The 12,630-nt window shown below is 69.4% G+C and carries 9 protein-coding genes and 4 tRNA genes; 9 read left to right on the plus strand and 4 right to left on the minus strand.

The features are described from left to right. Positions 1 to 52 precede the first annotated feature (52 nt). From K7C20_RS17560 to K7C20_RS17575, 4 genes are all read left to right on the plus strand, one after another. Positions 53 to 1,714: a metallophosphoesterase family protein gene (locus K7C20_RS17560; protein ID WP_053210425.1), complete on the plus strand. Its 1,662-nt coding sequence runs from the start codon at positions 53 to 55 to the stop codon at positions 1,712 to 1,714. Between the two features lie 82 nt (positions 1,715 to 1,796). Further along, a tRNA-Glu gene (locus tag K7C20_RS17565) sits at positions 1,797 to 1,869 on the plus strand. Between the two features lie 48 nt (positions 1,870 to 1,917). Then, positions 1,918 to 1,992, plus strand: a tRNA-Asp gene (locus tag K7C20_RS17570). 4 nt (positions 1,993 to 1,996) lie between these two features. After that, positions 1,997 to 2,070: transfer RNA gene (locus K7C20_RS17575), tRNA-Phe, on the plus strand. 50 nt (positions 2,071 to 2,120) lie between these two features. Here the strand turns inward: K7C20_RS17575 and K7C20_RS17580 are convergent. Together K7C20_RS17580 and K7C20_RS17585 are read right to left on the minus strand one after the other, a co-directional pair. Beyond that, the gene (locus K7C20_RS17580; protein ID WP_245171860.1) at positions 2,121 to 2,342 is read right to left on the minus strand and encodes a hypothetical protein; all 222 of its coding nucleotides are present in this window, start codon (positions 2,340 to 2,342) and stop codon (positions 2,121 to 2,123) included. A gap of 73 nt (positions 2,343 to 2,415) precedes the next feature. Further along, on the minus strand, positions 2,416 to 3,516 hold the full coding sequence (locus K7C20_RS17585; RefSeq protein ID WP_053210424.1) for an ABC-2 transporter permease: 1,101 nt from the start codon (positions 3,514 to 3,516) through the stop codon (positions 2,416 to 2,418). 135 nt (positions 3,517 to 3,651) lie between these two features. Between K7C20_RS17585 and hrpA the strand changes: the two genes are divergently transcribed. From hrpA to K7C20_RS17600, 3 genes are all read left to right on the plus strand, one after another. Then, positions 3,652 to 7,761 carry an ATP-dependent RNA helicase HrpA gene (gene hrpA, locus K7C20_RS17590; RefSeq protein WP_053210423.1) on the plus strand — a complete coding sequence of 1,370 codons (4,110 nt, stop codon included), beginning with the start codon at positions 3,652 to 3,654 and terminating at the stop codon, positions 7,759 to 7,761. A gap of 94 nt (positions 7,762 to 7,855) precedes the next feature. Then, positions 7,856 to 7,930, plus strand: a tRNA-Asp gene (locus K7C20_RS17595). 406 nt (positions 7,931 to 8,336) lie between these two features. After that, positions 8,337 to 8,570 (plus strand): DUF6274 family protein, encoded by a 234-nt coding sequence (locus tag K7C20_RS17600; protein ID WP_053210422.1) that lies wholly within the window; start codon positions 8,337 to 8,339, stop codon positions 8,568 to 8,570. Between the two features lie 530 nt (positions 8,571 to 9,100). On the opposite strand, the gene bldC is transcribed toward K7C20_RS17600, so the two are convergent. Both bldC and K7C20_RS17610 read right to left on the minus strand, forming a co-directional pair. Further along, the gene (bldC, locus tag K7C20_RS17605) at positions 9,101 to 9,307 is read right to left on the minus strand and encodes a developmental transcriptional regulator BldC (RefSeq protein WP_003949541.1); all 207 of its coding nucleotides are present in this window, start codon (positions 9,305 to 9,307) and stop codon (positions 9,101 to 9,103) included. A gap of 513 nt (positions 9,308 to 9,820) precedes the next feature. After that, complete coding sequence (locus tag K7C20_RS17610; RefSeq protein WP_030086211.1) at positions 9,821 to 10,657, minus strand: hypothetical protein; 837 nt, start codon at positions 10,655 to 10,657, stop codon at positions 9,821 to 9,823. Between the two features lie 197 nt (positions 10,658 to 10,854). On the opposite strand from K7C20_RS17610, the gene K7C20_RS17615 reads away from it, so the two are divergent. Continuing rightward, the gene (locus K7C20_RS17615) at positions 10,855 to 11,973 is read left to right on the plus strand and encodes a Leu/Phe/Val dehydrogenase (protein ID WP_030086209.1); all 1,119 of its coding nucleotides are present in this window, start codon (positions 10,855 to 10,857) and stop codon (positions 11,971 to 11,973) included. A 318-nt stretch (positions 11,974 to 12,291) separates the two neighbouring features. After that, positions 12,292 to 12,543: a DUF3073 domain-containing protein gene (locus K7C20_RS17620; RefSeq protein ID WP_030086208.1), complete on the plus strand. Its 252-nt coding sequence runs from the start codon at positions 12,292 to 12,294 to the stop codon at positions 12,541 to 12,543. The last annotated feature ends 87 nt before the right edge of the window (positions 12,544 to 12,630 follow it).

A 12,630-nucleotide genomic window follows, 5' to 3' on the forward strand; every position in this document is an offset into this window, starting at 1 on the left:
GGAAGCCGCCGCTCCCCGCTTAACGGCAGCCGTGGCAGGGCATACGGGACCAATGGCCCGCGCCGCGCGCTCCCGGACACCGAACCCCGACCCACCGCACAACCCGCTGCACCGGCTGCTCCGTACCTGGTTCGACGGCGTACCCGCGCCGCCCGCGACCGTCCGCCGCACCTACCGCTCCCGCCGTACGGCCCCCACCGCGCCCCTCATCGAGCCGCCGCACCCCCTGGCCCGTTCGCTCGGCCTGATAGCCGTCACCGTCCTCGGTGCCTGGCTGGGGCTGCTCCTCATCGGCCGCGTCCACGCCCCCGTCGGCCCGATGGACACCAGCATGGCGCTGCGCCCCTCACTGACCGGCGGCACGACGATCAATGTCCCGCCGCTCGGCGACCTGGAACTGAGCAGCCACTACGCGCCCGTACGGCTCGATGTCGACGTCGACCGGCTGGACCCGGTCCGCTCCCAGGCGCTGGTCGACCACCCCGAGAGGTTCGCCGGCCTCCAGGCCGAGGTCACCCATGACGTCACCCGCGGCACGCTGGGGCTGGCGCTGCACTCCTGTGTTGCCGTGGCGTCCGGCGCGACCGCTCTGGGGCTGGCCGTCTACCGCCGCCCGCGCCGCGCGCTGGCCGCCGGCGGGCTGGCGCTCGCCCTGCTCGCCGCCTCCGCGGGCACCGCGTACGCCACGTGGAACCCCCGGTCCGTACTGGAGCCGAAGTTCTCCGGACTGCTCTCCTCGGCCCCGTCCGTGGTCGGCAACGCCCGCAACATCGTCAGCGAATTCAACGTCTACCAGAAGGAGTTGGCGCGCCTGGTCACCAACGTCACCAAGCTCTACGACGCCACCTCGACGCTGCCGGTGTACCAGCCGGACCCCACCACCATCCGAGTGCTGCACGTCTCCGACATCCACCTCAACCCGGGCAGCTGGCGGATCATCGCCTCCCTGGTGAAGCAGTACCGGATCAACGTGATCATCGACACCGGCGACACCATGGACCACGGCTCGGCCGCCGAGAACCACTTCCTGGACCCGGTCTCCGCCCTCGGCGCCCCGTACGTCTGGGTGCGCGGCAACCACGACTCGCGCAGCACGCAGAAGTACCTGACCCGCCGCGCCCACGTCACCGTCCTCGACCACGGCAAGGCCGCCCAGGTCGCCGGCGTACGCATCGCGGGCGTCGGCGACCCGCAGTTCACCCCGGACCGCTCCGTGGTGGCGGCCGGCGAGCCCGCCGAGCGCACCGCCGGCGGCCGGCTCGCCGACTCGCTGCGCACCCAGCGGCTGGCCGGCACCCCGGTCGATATCGCGCTGGCCCACAACCCCACCGCGGTGACCGAGGCGGACGGACTGGCCCCGCTGGCGCTGGCCGGCCACCTCCACCACCGCGAGAACACCCTGCTCCCCCAGGGCACCCGGCTGATGGTCGAGGGCTCCACGGGCGGCGGCGGGCTGCGGGCGGTGCAGAACAAGAAGCCCGCGCCGGTCGAGGCGTCCGTGCTCTATCTGGACCGCACGACGAAACGGCTACAGGCGTGGGACGAGATCACCCTCGGCGGACTGGGCCTGTCCCGGGCCGAGGTCAGCCGCCACCTCCCCCGTGAGAACCAACCCGGCGCCACGCCCGCGCCGTCCGGCCCCCCTCACCCGTCCGGCCCGCCGTCCGGCCCTCCTTCACGCCCGTCCGGGAGCCCTTCCGACAGCCCCAGGTAAACCGTTTTGGCGAACCGTCCTCCCATCCCATATGCTTCTCACGTCCCCGACGGCGCCGGTAACGACGCCAAGGTGGCCACCAGCCCTCATCGTCTAGTGGCCCAGGACGCCGCCCTTTCAAGGCGGTAGCACGGGTTCGAATCCCGTTGGGGGCACGCATCACCGTGTGCGAGACTGGTTCACGCCGCTTTCGCACAATGCAAGGTCCTGTGGAGCAGTTTGGAGTGCTCGCCACCCTGTCAAGGTGGAGGCCGCGGGTTCAAATCCCGTCAGGACCGCTGCGGCTGGGTAGCTCAGTTGGTACGAGCGATCGCCTGAAAAGCGATAGGTCGCCGGTTCGACCCCGGCCCCAGCCACACCCATTGGAAGAAGGCCCCGATTCATCGAATCGGGGCCTTCTTCGTTGCTATGCGACGTCGGCGGCCTCGGAGCGTTCAGCCTTCGGCTGCCAGAAAATCAACCCCGCACCCCAGGTGATCGCCCCCGTCGCTGCGAGGCCCAGCCCGAACCGCAGCACCCGTCCGGCGCCATCCCAGTCGTTCGGCGCGCCGAAGCCCAGCCATACATCGCACGCGATTCCGGCGACCATCAAGACGACGCCCGCCATTCGTCGTAATCCCTTGTCCATACGGCCATCCTGGCGTACGCACAAAGGCGCCGTAATCCCCTTTTCGGCGTCGCGCTTTCCTGCGGCCGCCGGCTCAGGCGTCCGCGGCAGGGGCGGGAGCCGTCTCCCGGCCACCCGGGTGGCGGTGCCGCAGGATCCAGAAGACCGTGCACGAGACCACCAGCCAGCCGGCCAGTACCAGGAAGGGGAAGGCGTGCTGGTGACCGCCGAAGTAGACCGCGGTGTGCTGGGCGTTGACCGAACCGCCCGGGGGCAGCCAGCGGCCGATGTGGCCGAGACCGGACGGCAGCAGCGGCCAGGAGACCGCACCGCCCGAGGAGGGGTTGCCCAGCAGCACCATCAGTCCCCAGGTGGGGATCATCGCCCAGCGCCCCATGAGGGCGTTGAACATCGTGAAGACCATCCCGGACGTGAACATCGTCAGCGCCAGGATCAGCCAGGACTCCACGAACGGCAGCCGCAGCGCGCCCAGCCACCAGTCGACGACCGCCGCGATGCAGAAGCCTCCGAGCAGCGCGTAGGCCATGGTGAAGGCGATCCGCTCGGCCGGGTCCAGGGCCCGGGCGTGCACGCTGAGCTGGATCGCCCCGACGAAGCCGATGATCACCGCGGCCAGCGAGATGTAGAACAGCGCCAGGCCGCGCGGGTCACCCTTCTGCAGCGGCTTGATGTCCCGGATCCGGACGTCCACGCCGATCGCCCTGCCGACCTGCGCGCCCGACTCGGCCAGCAGCTGCGCCACCGTGGCGCCCGAGGCGCCGGACACCTCCAGCTCCACGCTCTTGCCGCGGGCGCCCAGGATCGCGAACTCCTCCTGCTCGTCGACGGCCCGCCGGGCCTGGCCGTACGTGGCGTACTGCGTCACCTGCAGCGAAGCCTGCAGCGCCTTCTCCATCCCCAGGGTGAACGCCTTCACCTGCGGGACGGCGGGGGAACCGACCACGGCGGTCGGGATGGACCGCGGGGTCGGATTGGCCATGGCGTACGTGTACGAGCCGGCGAAGAGGCCGGCCGCCGCGGCGAGGATGAAGACCAGCACGACCGCGGGGAAGTGGGGCGACTCCTTGAAGTCCGCCCACTTCTGCGCCACGATCCGCGGCCCGCCGTGTGCGCCGCGCCGGGCGGCTTCGCCGGGCGGACCCGAATCGCCCGAGGGGCCGTGGTCATCAGCCATAGGGACACGCTAAAGCAGCAATGCCGGGCATACCCGGGCAGATGCCCCGTGCGCGGCCTCTCAGGTGTCCGCGATCCGGCCGTGCGGGCAAATGGTTCGCCAGTCGATTACGTGAGGTGAGATCCTGGGGGACGTATGTCCAGTCAGCCTGCCTCCGCCCTGCCCGACGGCACTGCTCCCGCCCTGCCGGGCACCCCTGCTCCCACCCTCCACGCCCTGCTGGAGCGGCTGCCCGAGCTGATGCTGCGCGATCAGCAGCGGCTGGGACGCCGGCTCGACGGCGCGCGCCGGATCCGTAAGCCCGAAGCCCGGGCGGCCGTCCTCGCCGAGATCTCCGACGGCATCGACGAAGCCGAGCTGCGGGTCGCCCAGCGGCGCGCCGCGGTGCCCGAGATCAGGTATCCGGAAGAGCTGCCGGTCAGCCAGAAGAAGGACGAGATCCTCGCCGCGATCCGCGATCACCAGGTCGTGATCGTCGCCGGTGAGACCGGCTCCGGCAAGACGACGCAGATCCCCAAGATCTGTCTGGAGCTCGGCCGCGGCATCCGGGGCCTGATCGGGCACACCCAGCCCCGCCGGATCGCGGCCCGTACGGTCGCCGAGCGGGTGGCCGAGGAGCTGAGGACTCCGCTGGGCGAGGCGGTCGGCTGGAAGGTCCGGTTCACGGACCAGGTCGGCGGCGACACCCTCGTCAAGCTGATGACGGACGGCATCCTGCTCGCCGAGATCCAGACGGACCGCGAGCTGCGCCAGTACGACACGATCATCATCGACGAGGCCCACGAGCGCAGCCTCAACATCGACTTCATCCTCGGCTATCTGGCCCAGCTGCTGCCCCGGCGCCCGGACCTCAAGGTCGTCATCACCTCCGCGACCATCGACCCGGAGCGGTTCGCGCGGCACTTCGGCAGCTTCGCGTCCGTAGGGGCGGCGCCGCACCGCGCCGGCTCCCCGGCTGCCCCGGACGCCTCCGGGAGCGACGACGAGGCGAAGCCGACCGCGCCGGTCGTCGAGGTCTCCGGCCGTACGTACCCGGTGGAGGTGCGCTACCGCCCGCTGCTGGAGGAGGGTGGCCAGGACTCGGACCGCGACCAGATCACCGCGATCTGCGACGCCGTGGACGAGCTCCAGTTGGAGGGGCCCGGAGACATCCTGGTCTTCCTCTCCGGCGAGCGGGAGATCCGCGACACCGCGGACGCGCTCAACAAGAAGGCCCTGCCGTTCACCGAAGTCCTCCCCCTGTACGCGCGGCTGTCGCACGCCGAGCAGCACCGCGTCTTCCAGCGGCATACGGGCAGACGGATCGTGCTGGCCACGAACGTCGCCGAGACCTCGCTGACCGTCCCGGGCATCCGGTACGTCATCGACCCGGGCATGGCCCGTATCTCCCGCTACAGCTACCGCACCAAGGTCCAGCGGCTGCCCATCGAGCCGGTCTCGCAGGCCAGCGCCAATCAGCGCAAGGGCCGCTGCGGCCGTACCAGCGACGGCATCTGCATCCGCCTCTACTCCGAGGACGACTTCCTCTCCCGTCCCGAGTTCACGGACGCGGAGATTCTCCGGACGAACCTCGCCTCCGTCATCCTCCAGATGACCGCGGCCGGCCTCGGCGACATCGAGAAGTTCCCGTTCATCGACCCGCCGGACCGCCGCAACATCAAGGACGGCGTCGACCTGCTGAGCGAGCTCGGCGCGCTCGACAGCAAGCAGAAGGACCCCAAGAAGCGCCTGACCCCGCTCGGCCGCAAGCTCTCCCAGCTGCCGGTCGACCCCCGGCTGGCGCGGATGGTGCTGGAGGCGGACCGCAACGGCTGTGTCCGCGAGGTCATGGTCATCGCGGCGGCGCTGTCCATCCAGGACCCGCGCGAGCGGCCCGCCGACAAGCAGCAGCAGGCCGATCAGCAGCACGCCCGCTTCAAGGACGAGACCTCCGACTTCCTCGCCTTCCTCAACCTCTGGCGCTATATCCGCGAGCAGCAGAAGGAGCTGTCCTCCTCGGCCTTCCGCCGCATGTGCCGGAGTGAATTCCTGAACTATCTCCGGATACGCGAGTGGCAGGACATCTACTCCCAGCTGCGTTCGGTCGCCAAGACCATGGGCATTCACCTCAGCGAGGAGGATGCGGCCCCTGACCACATCCACACCTCCCTGCTTTCTGGTTTGCTCTCGCACATCGGCATCAAGGACACGGACGCCAAGAACGAATATCTCGGCGCCCGCAGCGCCAAGTTCGCGGTGTTCCCCGGCTCCGCGCTCTTCAAGAAGCCGCCGCGCTGGGTGATGTCCGCCGAGCTGGTCGAGACGTCCCGCCTGTGGGCACGGGTGAATGCGAAGATCGAGCCGGAGTGGATCGAGCCGCTCGCCCAGCACCTGGTCAAGCGGACATACAGCGAGCCGCACTGGGAACAGAAGATGGCCGCGGTGATGGCGTACGAGCGGGTGACGCTCTACGGCGTCCCGATCGTCGCCCAGCGCAAGATCGCCTACGGCCGTATCGACCCGGAGACCTCGCGGGATCTGTTCATCCGCAACGCCCTGGTCGAGGGCGACTGGCGCACCCACCACCAGTTCTTCCATGACAACCGCAAACTCCTCGGCGAGGTCGAGGAATTGGAGCACCGCGCCCGGCGCCGCGACATTCTCGTCGACGACGAGACGCTCTTCGACTTCTACGACCAGCGCATTCCGGCCGATGTGGTCTCCGGCGCGCACTTCGACGCCTGGTGGAAGAAGCAGCAGCGGGAAGAGCCGGAGCTGCTGAACTTCGAGCACTCGATGCTCATCAACGAATCCGCCGAGGCCGTCACGAAGGACGACTACCCGGATTCCTGGCGGCAGGGAAAGCTGAAGTTCAAGGTCACCTACCAGTTCGAGCCGGGCGCCGACGCCGACGGCGTGACCGTCCACATCCCCCTCCAGGTCCTCAACCAGGTCTCCTCCGAGGGCTTCGACTGGCAGATCCCGGGCCTGCGCGAGCAGCTGGTGACGGAGCTGATCCGGTCACTTCCCAAGCCGATCCGGCGCAACTACGTCCCGGCACCGAACTTCGCCGCCCGCTTCCTGGACTCCACGGTCCCCCTCCAGGGCGCCCTGACGACGTCTCTGGCCGCGGGATTGCAGCGGATGGTGGGCGTACCGGTCGACGCAGCGGACTTCGACCCGGGCAAGATCCCCGACCACCTCAAGATCACCTTCCGGGTCGTCGACGAGCGCCGCCGCAAGCTCGCCGAGGACAAGGACCTGGAGGCGCTCCAGCTGGAGCTCAAGCCGAAGACCAGGGCGGCCATCTCCAGGGCCTTCGAGCAGGCCGCCGAGCGGCCCGCCGGGGACCGCAAGGGCGGCGCGGGCTCCGGACCGGCCCCGGCCGGCCCGGAGCAGCGGACCGGGCTGACGTCCTGGACGATCGGCACGCTGCCGCGCACCTTCGAGACCCGGCGTGCCGGCCAGCCGCTGAAGGCGTACCCGGCGCTGGTCGACGAGGGCAGCAGCGTCGCCGTCCGCCTCTTCGACACCGAGGCCGAGCAGCTCACGGCGATGTGGGCGGGCACCCGCCGGCTGATCCTGCTCAACATCCCGTCCAATCCGGCCAAGTTCGCGCAGGGCAAGCTGAGCAATCAGCAGAAGCTGGCGCTGTCCCGTAATCCGCACGGCTCCATCGCGGCGCTCTTCGAGGACTGCGTGACCGCCGCCGCCGACCGCCTGATCGCGGCCCGGGGCGGCCCGGCATGGGACGAGGAGTCCTTCCGGAAGCTGTTCGACGCGGTCCGCGCCGATCTGGTGGACGTCACGCTCAAGACCATCCAGCAGGTCCAGGAGGTGCTGGCCGCCTGGCAGGCGTGCGAGCGCCGGCTGAAGGAGACGACGTTCCCCTCGCTGCTGCCGTCCCTCACGGACATCAAGGAGCAGCTGGCGGCGCTGATCAAGCCGGGCTTCGTGACGGCGCACGGCGCCAAGCGGCTGCCGGACCTAATGCGCTATCTGGTGGCCGCCGACCGCCGCCTCCAGCAGCTGCCCACCCACGCCGAGCGGGACCGCACCCGTATGGCGAAGGTGAAGGAGATGCAGGACGAATACGCCTGGCTGCTGGAGCAGTTCCCGCAGGGCCGCCCGGTGCCGGCCGCGGCCCTGGAGATCCGCTGGATGATCGAGGAGCTCCGGGTGAGCTACTTCGCGCACGCTCTGGGGACCGCGTACCCGGTCTCGGACAAGCGCATCGTGAAGGCCGTGGACGCCGCCGCGCCGTAGGAATCAGGGCTGCCGGTATCGAGTTCGACCGCACCCCCTGACCTGCTGTACAGTCTTGCTTCGCAGCCCGCCGCAAGCGGAAAGCGAAACGCAAGGTCCTGTGGAGCAGTTTGGAGTGCTCGCCACCCTGTCAAGGTGGAGGCCGCGGGTTCAAATCCCGTCAGGACCGCATTTCTACGGCCCGCATCCTCTTCGGATGCGGGCCGTACTGCTGTCCGCAACGCCCCCCGTGCGGCCGCCCCTCGGGCACCGCACATCCCGTCAGGACCCGCCCGCAGGACCCGTATCGCGAAACGGTGCGGACCGCGCCGCCGCCCTCCGCCCGCGCCGCGCCGATCAAGGGGCCGCGCCCCTCCTTCCCCTTCCCCTTCCCCTTCCCCTGCTCCTGCCCCTGTCGCGGCCCGGTGGGCCGTAGGCCGCCCTCCGTCCGCGGCACCGACAGGCGCGGACCGCGCCTCTGTCCACATCCGCCCCGTCCGAATGCGGTGTGTAGCCGGTTTGCGCCCCGCTGTATTGACGGCGGCACGTACCGCCGGTACTCACTGAGGAAGGTGTGGGGCCGGGGAGGTATACGCATGACGACTGCGGTACGGCACGAGACCAGGGCGCTGCTGCGAGCCCATCTGTCGGCGGCCACGGGCTATCGCCATCTGACGCGGCACTGCCCGGTCTGCCATCGGCTGCTGCGGCTCGCCATGGAGCCGCACACGGCCCGCTCCGGGCCTCCGGCGGCCGCGTCCGCCCCGACCACGCCTTCGGACGTTCCCGAGCCGCCGGCGACCGAGGGCGAAAGTCCTGTGCCCCGGTGACCTGGGACGCATATGCCACCCGCTGCGCGGCGGCAGGCCGTTGGGCGTGGCGGGGGGAAGTTCTCTACCGCAGCGGACGTATCGTCTTCAAGCGCCGCGTAGTGTGACGGGTGTCACCGAACAAGTTCGGCGGGATGTGGAACTTACACCCCCCATACAACCGGTCAATTTAATATGTGCAATTGCACTACCTGTGAACGACTCAGTAACGAGCTCGCCGGGTCCGCGCACAAACACCCTCACAGGAGCCGTGAAGGCACCCTGACCGACGCCCGGGGTGGCGTCGGCGCCGTGCCGACCCGACCGTCCCCAAGGGCCCTGGAACGGGCGCACACAAAAAAAATCGCGCTGGACCCGGCGGAGTCCAGCGCGATCAATGACGTACCCAGATGGAGCGGGTGTGGGGCCTGTTGGGGCAGGCGCCGCGTCGTATGAAGCTGTGCAAAGCATGGTGGAGCAGGTCGAGCTAGGGGTGCAAAGCGGGCATTTTCGGGTTGGGGGCCCCGAAAACGACCTGGTTATGCGGTTGTTCAGGCCTCGCTGCGCTGCTGCGGGATACCCGCGAGCAGTGCGCGGACCTCAGCCTCGCGGTAACGCCGGTGCCCTCCGAGCGTGCGGATGGACGTGAGCTTGCCTGCCTTGGCCCAGCGGGTCACCGTCTTCGGGTCCACGCGGAACATCGTGGCGACCTCAGCAGGGGTAAGCAGCGGCTCGGCGTCAGGGGTGCGAGCGGTCATGAGCGGCCTCCTCGGGAGAACCGAACCATCACGGTTCTTTCCTCTAAATTCTGCACCTTGACCCACGTTGCCCGAAATGGCGGACGCGGGCCGAGTCGGTTATAGGACGAACGGCTTGTCCTCGGCACTACAACTACACCATCCGTCCAGCCACGTCGGCCAAACCGATGGAATTGCCCTCTCAGGTGTTCAACCTCGGCGGAAGCCGATGGACCGTGCCATAGCGGACAGTCACTCGTCCGTGACGATCAGTCACAACGTGATCAGCCGCCACGAGACCCCTCAAGGAGCGCAATACCGATCTATCCGCCCTTAGTTGGACGGAAGGAGCCCACGTCGGGCTCCTTGTCCTATTTTGGCACGAGGGTATGGCTTGGGAGCAAGACCCGAAGTCAGTGCTTTAGGTCACGCTCGAGGCATTCGCCCGGATCAGGACCTACGCCCCTTGCCGCCCGACCACCGAAAAGTGGACACGGCACTTCCGCGCCGCGAACCTCTGACGTGCACCGCCGTTCAGCTGGAGAACTGCCGCTCACGCACCGCACGCCACCGCTGGGAAAGTTTCTCGTACGCGACGCCGGCCCGCTCGCCGTCCCCGTCGCGCAGCGCCGCCAGTCCCTCCGCCACCTCGGCGGCGGAGCGGTCCTCGGCGAGCTGCCCCTCGGGCACCGCGTGCACCAGCCCTCCGTAATCCAGCTCCACGAGCGAACGCGGATGGAATTCCTCGAGCCAGCGCCCCACATCTACCAGGCCGTCGATCAGCGGCCCCTCTTCCAGGGCGTCCCGCAGCGTGCGCAGCCCCCGCGCGACCCGCCGTCGCGCCTGCACCATGGGCGTCCGGTAACGCAGCACGGACTCCTGGTCACTCTTCGTGTACTCCCGCTCGCCGTCGTCGAACAGCACGAACCAGCGGACCGGGACATGCCAGGCCGCGCCCCGGATCCAGGGCCGGGCGTCCGGGTTGCGCTCCCGCCACTGCTCGTAGTCGCCGGCCGCCTGGAGGCGCACCACCGGGGGCAGCGCCGCATCCAGCACCGACGTCGGCAGCAGTTCGTCCAGCGCCTCCAGGGCCTGCCAGCCGCGCAGCCGGGTGCGCCACGGACATACGCAGGTCACCTCGTTCACGACGGCGATGAAGGCGTCCGCGCTCTCGTGGACCGGCACCGGGACCGGCGGGGTCGCCAGCAGATCGGCCAGCGCCCGGCGCTGCTCGTCCTGGGCGGTGGGGGTGTCCTCCCGTTTGGCGTAGCGCGCCCAATGGGAGCGTTCCGGCTCGGGGAACGCAGCCAGCGGCTCGTAGACCCGTAGATATGCCATGTACGGGACCTTCACCGACGACGCCAGGGCCACGCCCGCTCCTTCAAAGGGGAAGTCCACCGCCGGGTGATCCCGAGGGCCCCCGCCGGCCTGCGATACGACCAGATCGTCCCATGCCCGTCCCCCGGGAGAGGGTGATCCCGGGCACCCGGCCGATCCACCGGCCTCGCAGGTCTTACGCTCTTTTCAACCGGCCCTCCCCACCCGTAGGAGGGCGTCCTTCGCGACTTATGGGAGTCACCACAGTGACTGACGTACGTCCGGCCCACGCCGGCACCGACGGCGGCGTTCTGCACACCCTGTTCCGATCGGAGCAGGGGGGCCATGAGCAGGTCGTTCTCTGCCAGGACCGCGCCAGCGGCCTGAAGGCCGTGATCGCCATCCACAGCACCGCCCTGGGCCCCGCCCTCGGCGGTACCCGCTTCCACGCCTACGCCTCCGAGGAGGAGGCCGTGCTGGACGCCCTGAATCTGGCGCGCGGCATGTCCTACAAGAACGCCCTCGCCGGGCTGGACCACGGTGGCGGCAAGGCCGTGATCATCGGTGACCCGGATCTGATCAAGACCGAGGAACTTCTGCTGGCCTACGGCCGGTTCGTGTCCTCCCTGGGCGGCCGCTACGTCACCGCCTGCGATGTCGGTACGTACGTCGCCGATATGGATGTGGTCTCCCGTACGAACAAGTGGACCACCGGCCGCTCCCCCGAGAACGGCGGCGCCGGCGACTCCTCCGTCCTGACCGCGTACGGCGTCTTCCAGGGCATGCGCGCCTCGGCCCAGCACGCCTGGGGCGACCCGACGCTGCGGGGCCGCAAGGTGGGCATCGCGGGCGTCGGCAAGGTCGGCCACCTCCTCGTCGAGCACCTCCTTCAGGACGGCGCCGAGGTCGTGATCACGGACGTCCGGGCCGACTCGGTGGCGCGGGTCCGCACCAAGTACCCGCAGGTCACGGCCGTCGCGGATACCGAAGCGCTGATCCGCACCGAAGGCCTGGACGTCTATGCGCCGTGCGCGCTGGGCGGTGCGCTGAGTGACGAGTCGCTGCCGGTGCTGACCGCGAAGGTGGTGTGCGGTGCGGCCAACAACCAGCTCGACCACCCCGGCGTCGAGAAGGAGCTGTCCGACCGCGGCATCCTCTACGCCCCCGACTACGTCGTGAACGCCGGCGGTGTCATCCAGGTGGCCGATGAACTGCACGGCTTCGACTTCGACCGCTGCAAGACCAAGGCGACGAAGATCTTCGACACCACGCTGGCGATATTCGCTCGTGCGAAGGCCGATGGCATTCCGCCCGCCGCGGCCGCCGACCGTCTGGCCGAGCAGCGTATGGCGGAGGCGCGGCACGCCTGACCCAGGCCGGAAAAGCGGTCTTGTCGGCCGGAAACACAGCCTTGCGCGGCCCGCCACGGGTGGTCAGGGAGACATCCCTCACCACCCGTCGGCGGGTCGCTGTGCAGGACAGGTTAAAATCGCAGTTGACCAGCGGGGACGGGGCACCTTGCAGGTCGTGCCGAGCGGCGGGTGATGCGGGCGACGTACCGTATGGCCGCGGAAGCAGGTACCGTTAAAGCCCTACGGGCCGGTCTCTCTGTCGAGAGCCCGCTCTGATCCATGAACGCGTGTCAAGACTCTGGGGCCATCGAGCCCCGTCATTGAGGGGGTCGACCCATGGGGCGCGGCCGGGCCAAGGCCAAGCAGACGAAGGTCGCCCGCCAGCTGAAGTACAGCAGCGGTGGGACGGATCTCTCACGACTGGCCGACGAGCTGGGTGCATCACCGTCGAACCAGCAGCCTCCGAACGCAGAGCCGTTCGAGGAGGACGAGGACGACGACCCGTACGCACGGTACGCAGATCTGTACAACAGCGACGACGACGAAGAAGACGAGGGCGACTCGTCCCAGCAGCGTCGTCGCGCTTGACCGCTCTGTGCGCTCGCGGCACCCATAACAGCATCACGGACCCGGTCCGGGGCATCGCCCGGGCCGGGTTCTGTGCTGCCCAGATGA

This window comes from Streptomyces decoyicus, from assembly GCF_019880305.1.
Classification (GTDB): Bacteria; Actinomycetota; Actinomycetes; order Streptomycetales; family Streptomycetaceae; genus Streptomyces; species Streptomyces decoyicus.